Annotated in this window: 17 protein-coding genes and 1 tRNA gene; 8 read left to right on the plus strand and 10 right to left on the minus strand. The window is 70.9% G+C overall.

Features of this window, described 5'->3' with window-relative positions; translation table 11 throughout:
• Positions 1 to 116 precede the first annotated feature (116 nt).
• From ACIBZJ_RS11210 to ACIBZJ_RS11225, 4 genes are read left to right on the plus strand one after another with little or no spacing between them, the layout of a single operon-like run.
• On the plus strand, positions 117 to 1,181 hold the full coding sequence (locus ACIBZJ_RS11210) for a sugar ABC transporter substrate-binding protein (RefSeq protein WP_395928132.1): 1,065 nt from the start codon (positions 117 to 119) through the stop codon (positions 1,179 to 1,181).
• Entirely contained in the window at positions 1,181 to 1,903 is a 723-nt protein-coding gene (locus ACIBZJ_RS11215) for an ATP-binding cassette domain-containing protein (protein ID WP_395928134.1), read from the plus strand. Before ACIBZJ_RS11210 ends, ACIBZJ_RS11215 begins: the two co-directional genes overlap by 1 nt.
• Entirely contained in the window at positions 1,900 to 3,075 is a 1,176-nt protein-coding gene (locus ACIBZJ_RS11220) for a sugar ABC transporter permease (protein WP_395928136.1), read from the plus strand. Before ACIBZJ_RS11215 ends, ACIBZJ_RS11220 begins: the two co-directional genes overlap by 4 nt.
• A complete protein-coding gene (locus ACIBZJ_RS11225; protein ID WP_395928138.1) occupies positions 3,072 to 3,980 on the plus strand; it encodes an ROK family protein in 909 nt (302 codons plus the stop codon). The genes ACIBZJ_RS11220 and ACIBZJ_RS11225 overlap by 4 nt, the downstream gene beginning before the upstream one ends.
• Before the next feature lie 33 nt (positions 3,981 to 4,013).
• Here ACIBZJ_RS11225 and ACIBZJ_RS11230 read toward each other — a convergent pair whose 3' ends face one another.
• From ACIBZJ_RS11230 to ACIBZJ_RS11240, 3 genes are read right to left on the minus strand one after another with little or no spacing between them, the layout of a single operon-like run.
• The gene (locus ACIBZJ_RS11230; protein WP_395928140.1) at positions 4,014 to 5,069 is read right to left on the minus strand and encodes a zinc-binding dehydrogenase; all 1,056 of its coding nucleotides are present in this window, start codon (positions 5,067 to 5,069) and stop codon (positions 4,014 to 4,016) included.
• 1 nt (position 5,070) lies between these two features.
• Positions 5,071 to 5,460, minus strand: coding sequence for a hypothetical protein (locus tag ACIBZJ_RS11235; protein WP_395928142.1), 390 nt, complete (start codon positions 5,458 to 5,460; stop codon positions 5,071 to 5,073).
• On the minus strand, positions 5,450 to 5,869 hold the full coding sequence (locus ACIBZJ_RS11240; protein WP_395928144.1) for a MarR family winged helix-turn-helix transcriptional regulator: 420 nt from the start codon (positions 5,867 to 5,869) through the stop codon (positions 5,450 to 5,452). The genes ACIBZJ_RS11235 and ACIBZJ_RS11240 overlap by 11 nt, the downstream gene beginning before the upstream one ends.
• A 100-nt stretch (positions 5,870 to 5,969) precedes the next feature.
• Here ACIBZJ_RS11240 and ACIBZJ_RS11245 point away from each other — a divergent pair, with 100 nt between their 5' ends.
• Together ACIBZJ_RS11245 and ACIBZJ_RS11250 are read left to right on the plus strand one after the other, a co-directional pair.
• A complete protein-coding gene (locus tag ACIBZJ_RS11245; protein WP_395928146.1) occupies positions 5,970 to 6,224 on the plus strand; it encodes a hypothetical protein in 255 nt (84 codons plus the stop codon).
• A 142-nt stretch (positions 6,225 to 6,366) separates the two neighbouring features.
• Entirely contained in the window at positions 6,367 to 6,642 is a 276-nt protein-coding gene (locus ACIBZJ_RS11250; protein WP_395928148.1) for a hypothetical protein, read from the plus strand.
• On the opposite strand, the gene ACIBZJ_RS11255 is transcribed toward ACIBZJ_RS11250, so the two are convergent.
• Positions 6,639 to 7,271 (minus strand): PilZ domain-containing protein, encoded by a 633-nt coding sequence (locus tag ACIBZJ_RS11255; RefSeq protein WP_395928150.1) that lies wholly within the window; start codon positions 7,269 to 7,271, stop codon positions 6,639 to 6,641. The genes ACIBZJ_RS11250 and ACIBZJ_RS11255 overlap by 4 nt on opposite strands.
• A gap of 184 nt (positions 7,272 to 7,455) precedes the next feature.
• Here ACIBZJ_RS11255 and ACIBZJ_RS11260 point away from each other — a divergent pair.
• Positions 7,456 to 7,529: transfer RNA gene (locus ACIBZJ_RS11260), tRNA-Pro, on the plus strand.
• A gap of 594 nt (positions 7,530 to 8,123) precedes the next feature.
• Here the strand turns inward: ACIBZJ_RS11260 and ACIBZJ_RS11265 are convergent.
• The 6 genes from ACIBZJ_RS11265 to ACIBZJ_RS11290 form a co-directional block, all read right to left on the minus strand.
• The gene (locus tag ACIBZJ_RS11265; RefSeq protein ID WP_395928152.1) at positions 8,124 to 8,780 is read right to left on the minus strand and encodes a response regulator; all 657 of its coding nucleotides are present in this window, start codon (positions 8,778 to 8,780) and stop codon (positions 8,124 to 8,126) included.
• Complete coding sequence (locus ACIBZJ_RS11270) at positions 8,777 to 10,759, minus strand: sensor histidine kinase (RefSeq protein ID WP_395928154.1); 1,983 nt, start codon at positions 10,757 to 10,759, stop codon at positions 8,777 to 8,779. Before ACIBZJ_RS11270 ends, ACIBZJ_RS11265 begins: the two co-directional genes overlap by 4 nt.
• A 34-nt stretch (positions 10,760 to 10,793) precedes the next feature.
• Complete coding sequence (locus tag ACIBZJ_RS11275) at positions 10,794 to 11,462, minus strand: hypothetical protein (protein WP_395928156.1); 669 nt, start codon at positions 11,460 to 11,462, stop codon at positions 10,794 to 10,796.
• A 136-nt stretch (positions 11,463 to 11,598) separates the two neighbouring features.
• Positions 11,599 to 12,561: an ABC transporter ATP-binding protein gene (locus ACIBZJ_RS11280; RefSeq protein WP_395928158.1), complete on the minus strand. Its 963-nt coding sequence runs from the start codon at positions 12,559 to 12,561 to the stop codon at positions 11,599 to 11,601.
• A gap of 76 nt (positions 12,562 to 12,637) precedes the next feature.
• Positions 12,638 to 14,623 (minus strand): dipeptide/oligopeptide/nickel ABC transporter permease/ATP-binding protein, encoded by a 1,986-nt coding sequence (locus tag ACIBZJ_RS11285; protein WP_395928160.1) that lies wholly within the window; start codon positions 14,621 to 14,623, stop codon positions 12,638 to 12,640.
• Positions 14,620 to 15,630, minus strand: coding sequence for an ABC transporter permease (locus ACIBZJ_RS11290; protein WP_395928162.1), 1,011 nt, complete (start codon positions 15,628 to 15,630; stop codon positions 14,620 to 14,622). The genes ACIBZJ_RS11285 and ACIBZJ_RS11290 overlap by 4 nt, the downstream gene beginning before the upstream one ends.
• 725 nt (positions 15,631 to 16,355) lie before the next feature.
• On the opposite strand from ACIBZJ_RS11290, the gene ACIBZJ_RS11295 reads away from it, so the two are divergent.
• On the plus strand, positions 16,356 to 16,631 hold the full coding sequence (locus ACIBZJ_RS11295; RefSeq protein WP_395928164.1) for a hypothetical protein: 276 nt from the start codon (positions 16,356 to 16,358) through the stop codon (positions 16,629 to 16,631).
• The last annotated feature ends 97 nt before the right edge of the window (positions 16,632 to 16,728 follow it).

A 16,728-nucleotide genomic window follows, 5' to 3' on the forward strand; every position in this document is an offset into this window, starting at 1 on the left:
GTCACCAGGCTGCCACACGCATTCGTAAAGGTCACTTACCAACTTTGTAAAGGTCATTGCCAAATGACCGCCGATGCCCCACGATCTGCTGCACACCCCGCGAGAGAGGCATCGTCATGAGGGCCAGAGTCTTCGCCGTGTTAGCCCTTCTACTCGTGAGTGCCTGCAGCAACGGATCGTCGTCGTCGGGCGACTCCGGCGAGAAGACGATCGCGCTGTTCCTGCCCGAGTCGAAGACCACCCGCTACGAGGCGTTCGACCGGCCGTTGTTCGAGGCCAAGGTCAAGTCGCTCTGCGGCGACTGCAAGGTCATCTACTCCAACGCCGATCAGGACGCCGCCAAGCAGCAGCAGCAGGTCGAAGCGGCGCTCACCCAGGGCGCGGACGCGCTGGTCCTGGACGCCGTCGACGCGAGTGCGGTGGCGCCGCTGGTCAACCAGGCCAAGCAGAAGGACGTGCCGGTCGTCGCGTACGACCGTCTGATCTCGGGCATCACCTACGAGTACTACGTCTCGTTCAACAACGTGCGGGTGGGCGAGATGCAGGGCCAGGCCCTGCTCGACGCGCTCGGCAAGGCCGGCACCACGGCCAAGGGCCAGATCGTGATGATCAACGGGGCACCGACCGACCCGAGTTCGGCCGACTACAAAAAGGGCGCCCACAACGTGCTCGACGGCAAGGTGAAGGTCGGGCGTGAGTTCGACACCCCCGACTGGAGCCCCGACAAGGCCCAGCAGGAGATGGAGCAGTCGATCACCGCGCTCGGGCGCGACCAGATCGTCGGCGTGCTCTCGGCCAACGACGGCATGGCCGGTGGGGCCATCGCGGCGATGAAGCGGGCCGGATACTCCGCGCTGCCGCCGATCACCGGTCAGGACGCCGAACTCGCGGCCGTGCAGCGGATCCTCACCGGTGAGCAGTACATGACGATCTACCTGGACATTCGCAGCGAGGCCGAGAAGGCCGCCGAGCTCGCGGTGGCGCTCGTCCGCGGTCAGAAGCCCGACGCTCCGACGCAGGCCGACAACGGCTCCGGCAAGGTACCGGCGTTCCTGCTCGACCCGATCGCGGTGACCGCCGACAAGGTGAAGGACACGATCGTCAAGGACGGGTTCTACAAGCCGGCCGAGATCTGCACCGCGGAAGTGAAGGCGGCGTGCACGCGAGAGGGCATCCAGTAATGCTCGCGGCGCGGGGCGTCTCCAAGCGGTACCGCGCCGTCCAGGCGCTGGACGACGTCAGCCTCGAGTTGCCCGAGGGCGAGGTCGTCGCGCTGGTCGGCGACAACGGCGCCGGGAAGTCCACGCTGGTCAAGGTGTTGTCCGGGGTCGTACTGCCCGATGCGGGCGAGCTCTCGCAGGACGGCGCCGCGGTCCGGATCAGCAGCCCGCACGACGCTCAGCGGCTGGGCGTCGCGACCGTGCACCAGGACCTCGCGCTCTGCGAGAACCTGGACGTCGTCGCGAACCTGTTCCTGGGTGACGAGCGGCAGCGCTGGTCGGTGCTGCGTCCGATCCGGATGGAGCGCGCGGCGCGAGACCTGCTGACCTCGCTCGACGTGCGGATCAAGGACATCAGGGTGCCGGTGGCGATGCTCTCGGGAGGCCAGCGCCAGTCGGTGGCGATCTCGCGGGCGCTGGTCGGCGAGCCGCGGGTGGTGATTCTGGACGAGCCGACGGCCGCGCTCGGCGTGGAACAGACCGCGCAGGTGCTCGACCTGATCCGCCGGTTGCGCGACCGGGGGCTCGCGGTGCTGTTGATCTCGCACAACCTCGCCGACGTCCGGGCGGTCAGCGACCGGATCGTGGTGCTGCGCCTGGGCCGGAACGCGGGTTCGTTCGCCACCGCGGAGACGTCGGCGGAGACGATCGTGGGCGCGATCACCGGGAGCCTCGTTTCATGACCACCTGGAGTGCGTTGCCCGGGCTACAGAGGTTGCGGTTCGCCGGTCGGGCCGATCTGGGTGCGTGGCCGGTGGCGGCCGGGCTGGTCGTGATCGCGATCGTGTTCGGGTCGTTGAACGACCGCTTCCTCTCCCCCGAGAACCTCACCAACCTGGCCCTGCAGATGGCCGCGACCGGCACGATCGCGCTCGGCATCATCATGGTGGTGCTGCTCGGCGAGATCGACCTCTCGGCCGGGTCGGTCAGCGGGCTGTGCGCGGTGATCATGACGATCCTGTCGGTCAAACACGGGTGGCCGCCGCTGGTGGCGATCGCGGTGGCGCTGGTCGGCGGAGCGCTGATCGGGCTGATCCACGGGCTGATGTTCACCCGGCTCGGTATGCCGTCGTTCGTCGCCACGCTGGCCGGGCTGCTCGGGTGGCAGGGGCTGATGCTCTACCTGCTCGGCCGCGGCGGCACGATCAACCTGCCGTTCGACGGGTTCCTGGCCTCGCTGAGCGACACCTGGCTGCCTCCGTGGGTGTCCTGGCTTCTCGTGGTCGTGATCGTCGGAGTGCGCGCGTCGAGCGCGGTCGTGGTGCGCCGGCTCCGGACGGCGGCGTCGCTGCCGTTGGGCTCGGTCCTCGGGGTGGCCGTCCGGCTCGGCGGCCTGGCGCTCGCGCTGGCCGTCGTCGTCGCGGTGCTGTCGGCGGACCGCGGTGTGCCGTTGCTGCTGGTGCTCTTCGCGACGCTGGTGGTGTCCCTGGATCTGGTCCTGCAGCACACGGTGTTCGGCCGGCACATGTACGCGGTGGGCGGCAACGCCGAGGCGGCCAGGCGGGCCGGCATCAACATCACCCGGATCCGCCTGATCGCGTTCGCCGCGGCGTCGACGCTGGCGGCGTGCGGCGGGATCCTCGCGGCGAGCCGCCTCGCCGCGGTGAACCAGAGTTCGGGCAGCAGCGACACGCTGCTGGTGGCGATCGCCGCGGCGGTCATCGGCGGGACGTCGCTGTTCGGTGGGCGGGGCCGGGCCTACGCGGCGCTGCTGGGCATCCTGGTGATCCAGTCGATCACCAACGGGATGCTGCTGCTGAGCGTCGACTCGTCGGTGCGGTTGATGGTGACGGCGGCAGTACTGGCGCTGGCCATCGCCGTGGACTCCGTGGCCCGCCGGGGCCAGGCCACGTGACGCCTGCCCCGGACGCGACCGGTGGCCGGGTGCTGGCGATCGACTTCGGAGGGACGAAGATCGCGCTCGCGAGCGCGGCCGCCGGATCGACGGACGGGCGCCCGGATCGCACGGTGCGCCTCGAGACGCTCGGCTCGGCGGGAGCGCTCCAAGCCGTCCACCGCGCCCTCGACGCGGCTCAGGGTCTCGTGGCCGCGCCGGCGGCCGTCGGCGTCGCCACGTTCGGCGTCCTCCGCGACGGCCACATCCGGCTCGCGCCGAACGTGCCGGGGTGGGACGGTCTGGCCCTGCCGTCGCTGCTCCGCGACCGCTTCGGCGACGCCCCGGTCGCGATCGACAACGACGTCAACGCCGGTGCCGCCGCCGAGCTGCGCTGGGGCGCGCTGCGCGGCGTCGACGTCGGCCTCTACGTCAACCTCGGCACCGGTCTGGCCGCGGCGCTCGTGGCCGGTGGCCGCGTCCTCCCCGGTGCGCACGGCGCCGCCGGGGAGATCGCCTACCTCCGCGACCGCGACTCGGACGCGTTCTTCGCCGACGGCGACGCGCCGCTGGAGGACGTCGTCTCCGGGGCAGCCCTGAGCCGCCACGGCTCCGCGCTGCTCGGCCGCCCGGTCACCGCCGCCGAGCTGTTCACGCTGCGGGCCGAGCCGGGGGTGACCACGCTGCTGGACCGCACCGTCGAGGCACTGGCCCGGACGATCGCCAACCTCTGCGTCACGCTCGACCCGGAGACCGTGGTGCTGGGCGGCGGAATGATGGGCGCGGCCGACCAGATCCTGCCCCGGGTCTCCGCCGTCCTGCGGCGCGCGGTCCCGTTCCCTCCGGTCCTGGTGCCGGCCCGTTTCGTGGACGACGCCCCGCTGGTCGGCGCACTCGCGCTGGCCCTCTCCCGCGTCCCGGGATGAGATATCCGCGCCGCCGCTCCCCCGCGATTCGAGTCAGGGTTCCAGCACCGTGATGCCCGCGGTGGTCGCGTCCGCCACCTCGGCCAGCGCCTCCGGGGCCGCCTCCAGCGGCAACCGCCGGGTCACCAGCCCGGCCAGCGGGAACGACGGCCCCCGCACCAGGCCGAGCAGGCGCGGGTACTCGTGAGCCGCCATCCCGTGCGACCCCAGCACCTGCAACTCGAACGCGATCACCCGCTCCATCGGCACGGCCGGGCGGCCCGCCACCGGTGGCAGCAACCCGACCTGCACGTGGCGCCCCCGCCGCCGCAGGCAGCGGATCGACGCCTCGCACGCGGCCACGTGGCCGACCGCGTCGAGCGAGACGTGCGCCCCGCCGCCGGTCAGCTCCACGATCGCGTCCACCGTCGCGGTCCCGGCCGTGGCGCTCGCGCTCGCGTCCGAAGGATCCAGCACGTACGCCGCGCCGAACGCCGACGCGAGCTGCCGGGCGTCCGCCGAAGGGTCGGTGGCGATCACGGTCGCGCCCGCGGCCACCGCGATCGCGACGGCCGACAGACCGACGCCGCCGCACCCGTGCACGGCGACGAACTCCCCGGCGCGGACCGCGCCGACGTCGAGCACCGCCCGGAACGCGGTGGCGACCCGGCAGCCCAGGGCGGCCGCCGGGGCCGGGTCCAGACCGTCGAGGGCGACCAGGTTCACGTCGGCCTGATCCAGAGCGACGTACTCGGCGAACGACCCCGGGCCGGTGAAACCGGGCTGGGTCTGCCGGCGGCAGACCTGCTGGTCACCGGACGAACATTCCGGACAGGACCCGCAGGCGGTGACGAACGGCGTCGTGACCGCGTCACCGACCCGCCAGCCGCGCACGTCCGGTCCGACCGCGACGATCCGGCCCGCCAGCTCGTGACCGGGCACGTGGGGCACCGAGACGTCGTCGTCGTGGCCCTGCCAGCCGTGCCAGTCGCTGCGGCACACGCCGGTCGCGTCGACGGCGACGACCACGCCGTGGGGCGCGGGCTCCGGATCCGGCACCTCCGTGATCACGATCGGCCCGCCGAACTGCTCGAACACCGCTGCGCGCATGTCAGCGAGTCTCGTCGGTCCAGGGGAACGGCTGCAGGTCGGGGCCGACCCACCCGGCCCGGGCCTCTGCTCCGGCGAGGGTGGCCGAACGGTAGAAACGCGACAGCAGGCGCTTGTCCTGCAGCGCCGGATTCCGCGCGAGGAACGTCTCGAAGTCGGCCTCGTCCGCCAGGTGGAACCCGACCAGCTCGACCCAGGCCCGGCTCATCGTCGCGTGGTACTTCTGCGGCGCGCCCGCGTACCGCGCCGTCCGCCGGATCCCTTCGCTCACGAACCCGATCGCGGCCTCGACGCCGTACGCGCGCACCGCCAGCCAGGTCAGATGCACGTGCTCCCGGTGCCCGAACCGGCCGCCTGCCGTCACGTCGTCGAACAGCTCGTCAAAGGTCATCGGCGAGCGCCTCCAGCCCGGCCCGCAGGCCCGCGACCGCTTCCGGCGGCAACCCGCCCAGTGCGCGCGCCTCCAGCGCCGCGATCGCGTCGCGGATCACCGCGGCCGTCGCCCGGCCCGACCCGGTCAGCTCGATCTGCACCGCCCTCCGGTCTCCCGGACGGTGGCCCCGGGTGAGATGTCCCCGCCGTTCGAGACGGTCGAGGACGCTCGTCAGCGTGGTCGGTCGGGAGCCCACGTCGACGCCGAGCTGCGACACCGTCCGGGGCCGGTCGTCAGCCAGCGTGGCGAGCGCGTTGATCTCGGAAGCGGTGAGGTCGAGATCGACCAACTCGGCCGCGAGAACCTGCAGAGTGGCATGGGTCGCGCGTTGCAGCGCGAGCAGCGCCGACCATTGGTGAACTGTCACGACATCGGATGGTACGAAATCGTAGTATCGGTTGGCGACCGCTTATCCGGACGCCGGCCAGGGAATGACGACCACCGTCGAAGGTCCGAAGGAGGCTGCCGTGGAAACGCCCGATCAGGAGATCCTCTACGCGATCCGGGAGGCGATCGCCGAGCACCAGCTGAGCATGAACGCGACCGGCCTCAACCTGAGCACCGGCGCCGCACTCGTCGACGCCAGCCGCGAGCAGTGGCAGCAGGACCCCTCCCAGGTCGTCAGCCTCACCGCCGCCCAGCTCGCCCAGGCGATCGCCACCGCCAAACACCAGGGCATGCAGGAGGTCTTCGACCTCGCCCAGTCGGTCATCACCCCGTAGGCGCAGCGCAGCCGTCCCTTCTGGCGGACGCCCGGCCGCCGGCCGCGTGAACGATGGTGAGCGACCGGCGAACGGCGCGCGGGCGGGCGTCCGAAGCCTGATTCTTTGACGGAGGGGGACGCACGACAGAAGGGATGCGGTCGTGAACGAACCTGGGAACAACACCGCCTGGCGGGACCGCTTCGGCGACACCTGGGTGCGGAGCGACGAGGCCGCGCGGAAGCGGTCGGAGTCGCTCGGCACGCTGCCGGACTTCCGGTGGTGGGCGCTGTGTGACGGTCCGGCCTGGGAAGACGGGATGCGGGGAACGGTCGGGGTCGCGTCGCCGTGGTCGTCGGTCGAGATGCACGGACCGCTGGAGCCCGGCGACAGCGGCCTCGTGCAACAGGTTCTCGACGCGTTGGAGCGCGAGCTCTAATCCAGACGGGGCAGCTCCGCGGCGTCGCGGGCCATGGCGGCGAGGTGGAGCCAGTCGCTGGGCTGCAGGTACTCGAACTCGCCCCGGAGCTGGTCGGAGCGGACGTCGACGACGCGCAGCGTCGCGGCGACCGGGTGGGAGCTGTACGGGTCGAGCTCGAGGAACACGTCGCGGACGCCCGACGGCAAGCGGAGGGCGTCGGACTCCACGGTCAGCACCGCGCTCAGGCCGCCGGGCGAGATGTCGACGGTGGTCCCGTTGAAGCGGACCGGCCTCCCACTCGTACGCGGACCGGCGCCGGCCAACGCCGGCAGGGAGACAGTGGTCCCGCGGAGCGGAACCACCAACGACATGCGATGGGCATCGCGGCGCTGCCACGCCGGAGGGATCTTGGCCATCTTCAACGTGACGACGCCCAGCTCGGCGTCGAGGGCGGCGACCGTGCGCATCACGCCGAACGGCGTCGGGATGCTGATCATCCCGCGCTGCGGTGGGGCGTCCGAACCCATGACGAGCACCGAGATCTGCTCCTGGTCGCCGACCTCGGCCGGGGCGAGCGTGAGTAACTCGACGGCCTGGACCGGGCCGGTCAAGATGAGCTGCGTGCCGGCAGGAAGGGGGATCGTCATGGTGTGTGGCTCCTCGAACGGGGACGTCACCTACAGTGCGGTTCGTCCGGCTCAAGGGCGACGGTTTGGGGGACTTCGCAACTATGTTGCACCTGGGGTGGCAACTGGTGCGAACGGCCCCGTGCGGGTGCGGTAAGGTTGCCACGTCGTCGCGGCGCGGGTAGTTGGCGTGGTGCGGGGGCATCGGGATGTGGCGCAGCTTGGTAGCGCACTTGACTGGGGGTCAAGGGGTCGCAGGTTCAAATCCTGTCATCCCGACAGCGGTGAGGGTTTCCGCAGGTCAGTAGACCTGTGGGAACCCTTTTTCGTGTCGGTGGAAGTTCGTCGAGGTCGAGCAGGCCGCTGTGGGACCCCTGGATCGACCGCTCCCCCGTGCACCGGGTCCGGGCGCGAGCCAGGCATCCCGGAGCACCGCTGTGGGCACTCCGGCTGACCGAGCGGGGCGGACGGGCGCGGCAGTCGAACGGCATCAAAATCCGGCTCCGGCGGATCGGGGAGGCAGCCGGCGTGGAACACGTCCACGCTCACCGCCGGCGGCACAGCTTCGCCCACGAATGGAAGCACACCGAGACCTGATGCTGCTGTCGAGAACGGGGGTGGCCACGGCGACGCCGAGCAGGATCGGCCCGGCGACGTGGCCGACGACGTAGATCACGGTGCCGGCGACCCCACTGGACTGCCGTTCATGCCGCCTTCGGGCCTGGCACCGCCGCTAGCCGACCGCACCGTCCCGGTCGGGCGATGCCTTCCCGCAGCCCACGAACCGGGAAAGGGAGATTCTCGAGCTGCTGGCGAAGCCTGACCGACGCGCCCCCAGGCCTGGTCCTCGGCGGCCCGGGTGATCCCGCGACCTCAGGAGGTCGACGTCGTGCCGAGGCCGGCGTCGCGCGCCCGGACGATCGCCGCGGCCCGGTCGGCGACGCGCAGCTTCGCGAAGATCATCGAGACATTGTTGCGCACGGTTTTTTCGGACAAACCGAGCCGCCGGGCGATGTCGTGGTTGGGCCGTCCCTGCGCGAGCAGTTCCAGGACGTCGCGCTCGCGGCTGCTCAGGTCAGGAAACGGATGCGGTTTCGCCCGGTCCATGGTCAGCAGATCGGTGATGCGTTCGGCGATGCCCGCGCCGAACAGCACCTGACCGGACGCCGCGGCCCGCACTGCGGTGAGGATCTCGTCCGGCGCGGCGCCTTTCAACAGGTAGCCGCGTGCACCCGCGCGCAGGGTGGCCAGCAACGACGTGTCGTCTTCCACCATGGTCAGCACGAGCACGCCGACCCCGGGTGTCTCGCCGGTGATCAGCCGCGTCGCTTCGACGCCGGTCATCCCGGGCATGCGCAGATCCATCAGCAGGACGTCGGGGCGCACGTTCCGGCAGAGCTCCACGGCCGCGGCACCATCGTCGGCCTCACCCGCGAACTCCAGGCCGGCGCAGTCCTCGATCATGCCCCGCAGACCGGCCCGGTAGAGCGGGTGGTCGTCGGCCACCGCCACCCGGATGTGCTCGCTCACGCCGTACCGCGTACCGGCAGCACCGCATGGACGAGGGTGCCGGTCGGCTCCCGGCGTTCCAGCAGGCAGGTGCCGCCGAGCTCGGTGGCGCGCTCACGCATCGAGGTGATCCCCACCCCGGCACGGTAGCCCTCCGGCAGACCGATTCCGTCGTCCTCCACGATCAAGTGCAGGGCCCCGTTGAGCTCAAGCGAAACCCAGCAACTCCGCGACCCGGAATGCCGGACCGCGTTGGTCATCGCCTCCAGCGCGATGCGATAGGCGGCGACCTCGACGGCAGCCGGCAGAGCGTCGTCCAGAGCGCCTTCGACCTGGACACCGCCGAGCGCGCGGGCTTGCTCATCGATAGCCGCGACCAAGCCGAGCTCGTCCAGCGCGGGCGGGCGCAGCCCGTAGACCAGCCGGCGCACGTCGGCCACGGCGCCCTGGACCTGCACGGCGAGCTGGTCGAGCTGTGCCGTCGCGGCGGCCGGGTCACCGGCGACCTTGCCCCGGGCCCGGTGCAGGCCGAGGGCCACTCCGGCCAGCGCCGGGCCGAGCCCGTCGTGCAGGTCGCGGCGCAGGCGGCGGCGTTCCTCCTCGGTCGCGGCCACCAGCCGCTCGCGGGACCGGCTGAGTTCTTCGCTGAGGAACACGGCGTGCGCGACGGACGCGACGCGCTGCGCGATCTCGGCGAGCAGCTCTCGTTCGGGCAGGGTGAGCCTGCGCCCGGGCCCGGGCGCGACCACCAAGCGGCCGATGGTCTCGCCGGCGAACACCAGCGGCAGGTCGAGCGGTGGCTCCTCCGGGGGCAGCGGCTCGTGCCCGGCTTGCGCGACGGCGCGGCCCTGCACCTCCACGACGACGCGCCGCACCCGCAACACATCCTTGACCACTTGGGCGACGCCGGACAGCATCTCCGCGGCGTCCGCGATGTCGGCGAGGCGCTCCCCCAGGTGGCGCAGCGCGCCGCCCGGGTCGTCGCGGTAACCGAAGAGCAGCCGGTTGACGCCGCGCTGCAGCACCTGCCGGGCCGGTAGCGCCGCCAGAACCGCGATGCCGACGGCGAGCGGACCCGCGATGGGCCGGGCGAAGGCGCCGACGACGGTCGCGACGAGCAGGTAGACGAGCACGACCGCGATGGTCAGCCCGGTGTAGACGGCGGCTCTGCTGACCACGGTGCGGACGTCGAGCAGACCGTACCGGCGGATCGCGGCCCAGCAGGTGACCGCGACCGCGAGCATGCCCGCCGCCTGGAGCGGCGCGGCGTAGATGTCGGCGCTGTCTCCGCCCAGGTTGACGAAGAGGACGCAACTCCACCACGCCACCGCGCAGGACCAGGCCGCCGGGAGAACCAAGCGGAGCGCGCTGCCGGCGGCCGTCCCGCGCTGGGCCCGGAAACGGCCGGTGGCGGCGATCGCGGACAGCGTGCTGAGCGGTGCGATGAGTGCGATGGCCGGCAGCAACGCGTCGGCGATCTGGGCACCCGATCCCGGCAGGGCCAGCGGATTGGGCCGCCCGGGGAAGTCGATGAGCTCGGAGCCGAAGACCGTCCAGATCAGCAGTGCGATGAGCACGAGCACGTCGACGATCAGCACCGGCCACCAGCGGCGGGACGGGAGCCGCCCGGTCGGGAACAGCAAGATGCCGACCGTCGGGATCAGTGCGACGCCCGGCACCCACGGCCAGCCGTCGAACCAACCGGCCCAGGACGCGCCGGGCACGTCGTTGGCGAAGCCACCGGTCGCGCAGGCGTAGGCGCACGTGCCCAGCGGCAGACTGACGCCGGCGGCGAGCAGGATCCATCCGATCGGACCGCCGCTGCGGGCCTGGACGGCGGCCGCGCCGACCAGCGTCACCGGCAGGAAGGTCGCCGCGATGAGCGCGCACACGATGTCGAGCGGATGGGGTCGCCACGCGAGCGTGGCCAGCATCGCGCCCGCGCCGAGGACGGCACTGGCGGCCACCGCGGCGCGGGCGGTGGCGACGCGGAGATTCACACCCGGTGATTCTCCGCGCCGCGGCACCGTCACGTCAGTGGCCGGACGACGGAACCGCTGCGACGTCCGGCGCGCTGACCTGGGCCGTCCGGTCACCCGCGGTCCGCACCAGCGCCGCCGCACCGGCCGCACAGGTCGCGGTCAGCAAGAGGTACCCCACGACAGTCACTGGCCGGACCCCGGCCGCGGTGCCACCGATCTCCGCGAACGGATACAGGGCCAGGCAGACGCCCGCCCAGCGAGGCAAGCGGCCCGCCCGCCAGAGCGCGATGCCGAGCAGCACCAGTCCTAAGACGTGACCGACGAGAAAGAGCAGCGTGCTCGCCGAGACCACGCCCTGCTCGGTGTAGGCCTGAATTCCCGACGCAGGGATGCCTGCCAGGTACATCGGATCGGGCGCCAGGACGTAGGCCACGCCGGGAAGCGTCGTGGCGACCGCGATCAGCGTGGCCACCCAGCCCAGCTTCGTCGTGCGGGCCCCGGCGAAGTACCCGAGGAGGACGACCACCGGCACGAAGAACAGGATCGTCAGATCGAGCCAGGCGGCCGCCTCCATCCGGCCCGGTGCGGCCGCCGCTGCCGCTACGTTGTCCGCCGCCGTTCCGGCGCTGCTCACCGGGGACACCAGGAACTGCACCAGCTGACCGACCGAGCCGACAGCCAGGCACACCAAGGCGGTGCTGACCTCACGTTTACGCCACATCGACTTCTCCTCCACCCGAGCCTGTTAGGGAGAAGAATCCGGGCGGCGTGTCCCGGCCGACAGACGCGGATGTCCCGCCTGCCCGGGATTCCGACCTCCCTCTACTCGGCCCCGACGATCGCTGTCTGGTGAGCCGTCACGCCGACGACCCCGACGACGCCGACGACCCCGAGGGCGCGATCAGCGGCAGCACGCCCACCGCCGAGCCGACCGGTGTGCCAGCAGTGGTATCAGCGGCAGGGTCGTAGAGATGACACGCCACTCGCCCGCCGTCACTGGCCACGTGTACGGGCGGACGTTCCGTCCAGCACCGCTCCTCCGCGAAGACGCACCTGGGGGCGAAGGGGCAGCCCTCCCCCAGCGCCGGCTCAGGCCGTGGGTCGCGACTACGGCGTGGTTCGGCCTTGGCAGGCCGGTTCATACCTGGCGAGGCGGCTACCAGAGCCTGGGTGTAGGGGTGGCGCGGATGGCGCGCCACCGTCTGGGCCGGACCGTCCTCCAGTACCTGGCCGCGGTAGAGAACCACGATCCAGTCAGACATGTAGCGCACGACGTCGAGGTCGTGCCCGACGAAGCAGTAGCTGAGGGCACTGGTGCGCTGAGCCTCTTTGAGCACATTGAGAACCTGCGCCTGGACCGATACATCGAGCGCACTCACCGGCTCGTCGCAGATGATCAGCCGCGGATCGCTCATGAGCGCGCGTGCGATGGCCACCCGCTGTCGCTGTCCGCCCGAGAGGCGCCCCGGATAGCTCGCGGCGACCGTCCGCGGCAGTCCCACTTGGTCAAACAGGTGGGTGAGCCGGGCGAACGTCTCGCTCCGCACCCGCCGGCCCCTCGGCACCTCCCCGGCGACGCTCACCGCCACCGGCAAAGACGGGTTGAGCGAGCTGTAGGGATCCTGGAACACGGCCCGGATCTGACCCGGAGCCCGGCGCTGGTGGCGGTGCTCGTCGCCCGTCACGTCGCGGCCCTCGAAGAGGATCCGGCCGCTGCTGATGGGCACCAGTCCGAGGATGGCCCGGCCGATCGTCGTCTTTCCGGAGCCCGACTCCCCGACCAGGCCGAGCGTCTGGCCCGGGCGGATCGCGAGGCTCACGCCGGACACCGCTGTCACACGATGGGCCCCACGGCGGTACGTGATGGTGAGGTCGGAGACCTCGAGGACAGGCGTCTCAGACATTTGCCGAGACCTCCTTCTGTTCACTGCCGGCGCGCAGCGGTCTCACACAGCGGACGGCGTGCTCGTCCGCCATCTCCGTGAGTCCGACCGGCGCCGTCCTGCAGGACTCGGTGCTGTAGTCACAGCGAGACGCGAAACGGCAGCCCACCGGCCACTCGCCGGGCGTCGAGACCGACCCGCGGATCGTGGGAAGCGGGAGGTCGTCATCGAGGATGTCGGACGGCCGGCACGCCAGAAGCGCCGACGTGTAGGGGTGTGCCGGCTCGTGCGTGATCCGGTCCAGCCGACCGTGCTCAACCAGCTCCCCGGCGTACATGACCAGGGCCCGGTCACAGACCTGTGCCACCACGCCCCAGTCATGGCTGACGAGAAGGACCGCCATGCCGAGCTCTTCCTGGAGGGAGCGCAGCAGTGAGAGGATCTCGGACTGGACGGTGACGTCGAGGGCCGTGGTCGGTTCATCGGCGATCAGGAGCCGCGGACGCGTCGCGATCGCACGAGCAATCCCGATCCGCTGTGCCATCCCGCCCGAGAGCTCGTGCGGATAGTGTCTGGCCACTGCCGCCGGGTTCGGCAGTTGGACCTGCTCGAGCAGCTCCAGTACTCGCGCCTCCGCCGCCTTGCGCGAGACATTGTCGCTGGCCTGCACGATCCGCCTGAGCAGGACACCGACGCGTAGCGTCGGATCGAGCGCTGTCATCGGATCCTGCGCGATGTAGCTCACCGCACGGCGGCGGTAGTCGTAGAGGGGACGCCCGGACAACGCCGCTACATCGCGGCCTTCGAACTCGATGACGCCCCCGGTGATCTGGCCGCCCTGCGGAAGGAGGCGCGCGATGGCACGCGAGATCGAGCTCTTGCCGCAGCCCGACTCCCCCACGATGCCGACCGACTCGCCGGGCGCGATCGCGAAACTGACGTCGCTCGCGACGCACGTGGATCCGCCGTCGACGGAATGGGCCACGGAGACGTGACGCAGGGTGAGTAGTGCGGGCTCACCATGATCGATCGCGACCTCTTGGTCGCCCTGCCCGGCGGACGGCTCCCACAGGCCGGGCCGCTTCGTCTCGATCTTCCGTGACCTGCGACGTGACGGCGGGGCACCACTCCATGCCTCGACGGCCGCGTCCCGGATGCCGTCACCGACGAGGACAAGGGCGAGCGAGACCAGTCCCAGCGCCAGGCCGCCCGCCAGCAGTGGCCACGGGCTGGTGTTGAGCACCTGCGACCCTTCGGCGATCATCGAGCCCCAGTCAGGGTCGGGCGGATCTGCCCCGAAGCCGAGGAACGAGAGGCCGACGGTGAATTGGAGCGCGATGGCAGCAGCCAGGGCGCCCTGGACCAGAACCGGGCCGATCACCCGCGGCAGGACGTCGCGGAAGATGATCCGCCGTGCCGGCAGCCCGGCGACGACCGCCGCATCGACGAAGAGCTCACCCTTTACCGCCAGCGCCGGTCCTCGGACATTGCGCACGATGGGGGGCGCCAGCAGGAACCCCAGAGCGACCATGGCTAGGGCGGGGTGGCCGGAGAAGACCGACACCACGACGAGCATCACCACCATGGCGGGCAGCGAGAGCCCGATGTCGGTCAGGCTCATCGCCGCGCGGTCGACCCAGCCACCGAGGTACGCCGCCACCATCCCGAGCGGGACAGCGATGGCGACGGCGACGACACTGACGAGTGCGGCGTGGAAGAGCGTGCTGCGACCGCCGTAGAGGAGGCGGGTCAGCAGGTCGCGTCCGAGCTGATCCGTACCGAGGAGATGGTTGGCGCTGGGACCGGTCAGGCTGTTGCTCAGGTCGGTCTCGTTCGGGCCGGACCCGGTGAGCAAAGGCGCGAGAATGCACGCCGCGACGATCACGACCAGGAGGACCAGCGACGCGGTGGCCAGACCGTTGCGGAAGTATTGGCGAGCGACGAGCCGCAGGGGGTTCGGCGGCGGGGTTGCGACGGGACCTGTTGCAGCGTCGTTCACCGGACACGCACCTTCGGGTTGAGCCATCCGTAAGCGAGGTCGACGACGAGGTTCGTCGCGACTACGGCCAGACAGAAGACGACCGCGACGCCCTGGAGCATGGTGATGTCGCCGGTCTGGGCGGAGTTGACGGCGAGTCCACCGAGGCCAGGCAGGACGAAAACGGACTCGATCAGCACCGTCCCGCCGAACATTCCGATGAACAAGACGCCGGTCACCGTCACGATGGGAATCGCCGCGTTGCGAAGCGCGTGCCGGAACACGATCTGGCGCTCCGAGAAGCCATCCGAACGCAGGACCGTGATGAACTCGCGGCCCATCACCTCGCGCAGGGCATCACGCGTCTGCTTCGCCACCGCGGTGGTCCCCATCACCGCCAGCGCGACGACGGGAAGCACGAGCGAGCGCAGCCAGTCCGGGGGCGAGTCGCCGAAGGCGACGTACCCGGTGGCCGGGAGCCAGCCGAGCTTCACGGCGAAGAGATAGACCAGCATGAGACCGAGCCAGAAGTTGGGAATGACGTAACCGGCCACCGCCAGCACGTCGGTGACCCGGCCGAGCGCGCGTCCCCCCAGGGCGCTCACCATTCCCAGACAGACGCCGACGACCGCTGCGACGAGGGTGCCGAGTAAGACCAACGAAAGGGTCGTGGGGAGCCGCGCTCCGATCGCCTCGCCGACATTCTGCGAGGTCACCGCGGAGGTTCCGAGATCGCCTCGGATCGCATGCTCCAGCCAGTGCCAATACTGCACGGCGATCGGGTCGTCGAGCCCGAGCTTCGCGTTGAGCGCGGCGACCGACTCCGGGGTGGCTGAGCTGCCGAGGAGCGTGGCTGCCGGGTCGCCGGGGGCGACGGCGGTGAGCACGAAGGTCAGGGCGGAGACGACGAGCAGCAGGGGCACCGCCAGAGCGAGGCGGCGAAGGATCAGCAGGATCACGCCGAGTCGCCGCCCGTCGCCCTCGGAACACGTCTGCCTGCGTAACCGTCCCGCTGCATGCTCACGCACGCGCCGATCCCGGCGACGCAGGTGGTGGCGAAGCCTCGCGCGGTCGCCATCGACAAGGCTCGGCACAACAGTGTGGCTCGAGTTGACACGTCTCCTCCTGAGTTCTCGGTCTGCTGTCGGACATTAGCGACAAGATACGACGCAGGTCACAGACGCGTGGATCATTCGAACGGCTCGGCTGCGCCGAGCGCGACGACGAGGGCTGCCCGGGATCGACACCGCGCGGGTGGGTCACCGCCTGGATGCCGTCCCCAGCGAGCTCGTCATGGACGGCCGCCATCGGCGAGCACGAGGTCGCAACGGTATCCGCACCGAGGATCCCAGCGGCCCGCGAGCGACTTCGGATCCCGCGCGCTGAACAGCGGAGATGTCAGCGGATACGGTGTAGAGGGCCCAGTAGCCGAGTGTCGCGAACGGGCCGGGAGCGTTCGCCGTTTCGCGGTCCGGAGGGTCGCCCGAGGTCGTGATGGTCAGCGTTCCATCCGCCGTGGCACTCAAGCCCTCGGAGACGGCTGCGGACTTCGCCACGATGTCGGCGAGTAAGTACGCCGCCTGGCACCGAAGGTATCCCATGGACAACGTGCACCTCGGCCGAATGTAGGACGTTAGCAACGTTACCGTAACGTCGATCACGTCGGTGGTCAATGGTCGGCACAGCCCAGCTGGGCATGTGGTGTAATGGCGGACATTCAAGAATCGCTGAATGTCGGACAGCATGACACGCGGTGGCACCGCGGGTCGAAGTCGCCACCGTCAGCCTCGGCCTCGAGGCAGCGACGGTAGAGGTCCGGCACGTTGATCCGGCGGAGCACGCGCTGGGCGTGGTGCCCGGTCGATCGGCCGCCGTCATGACTCCCGCGGAAGCGGCTGATCGACTCGTCGAGTGCGTGCTCGACACCCCCCTCGTCCCCGCGCAGGGCGCGGACGACAGACCCGATCAGCTCGTCCTCCGCATCCATCGGCTCACCGCCCTCCCCGGTGGGCACGGCCGGCCCCGGTGAGCGGGGAGCGTCCGAGGGAACACCGCGTCGAACGACCGGCGGAAGAGCACGTCGTGGCTGGTGCCCTTGATCAAGCCGACTCACAGCCCCGCGGAGT

Source organism: Cryptosporangium sp. NPDC051539 (genome assembly GCF_044454545.1).
Classification (GTDB): Bacteria; Actinomycetota; Actinomycetes; order Mycobacteriales; family Cryptosporangiaceae; genus Cryptosporangium.

Excerpts from the sequence above, each read along its gene's own strand:
- ACIBZJ_RS11210 (WP_395928132.1), top strand. The coding sequence starts at position 117 with ATGAGGGCCAGAGTCTTCGCCGTGTTAGCCCTTCTACTCGTGAGTGCC.
- ACIBZJ_RS11215 (WP_395928134.1), top strand. The coding sequence starts at position 1,181 with ATGCTCGCGGCGCGGGGCGTCTCCAAGCGGTACCGCGCCGTCCAGGCG.
- ACIBZJ_RS11220 (WP_395928136.1), top strand. The coding sequence starts at position 1,900 with ATGACCACCTGGAGTGCGTTGCCCGGGCTACAGAGGTTGCGGTTCGCC.
- ACIBZJ_RS11230 (WP_395928140.1), bottom strand. The coding sequence starts at position 5,069 with ATGCGCGCAGCGGTGTTCGAGCAGTTCGGCGGGCCGATCGTGATCACG.
- ACIBZJ_RS11235 (WP_395928142.1), bottom strand. The coding sequence starts at position 5,460 with ATGACCTTTGACGAGCTGTTCGACGACGTGACGGCAGGCGGCCGGTTC.
- ACIBZJ_RS11255 (WP_395928150.1), bottom strand. The coding sequence starts at position 7,271 with ATGACGATCCCCCTTCCTGCCGGCACGCAGCTCATCTTGACCGGCCCG.
- ACIBZJ_RS11275 (WP_395928156.1), bottom strand. The coding sequence starts at position 11,462 with ATGTGGCGTAAACGTGAGGTCAGCACCGCCTTGGTGTGCCTGGCTGTC.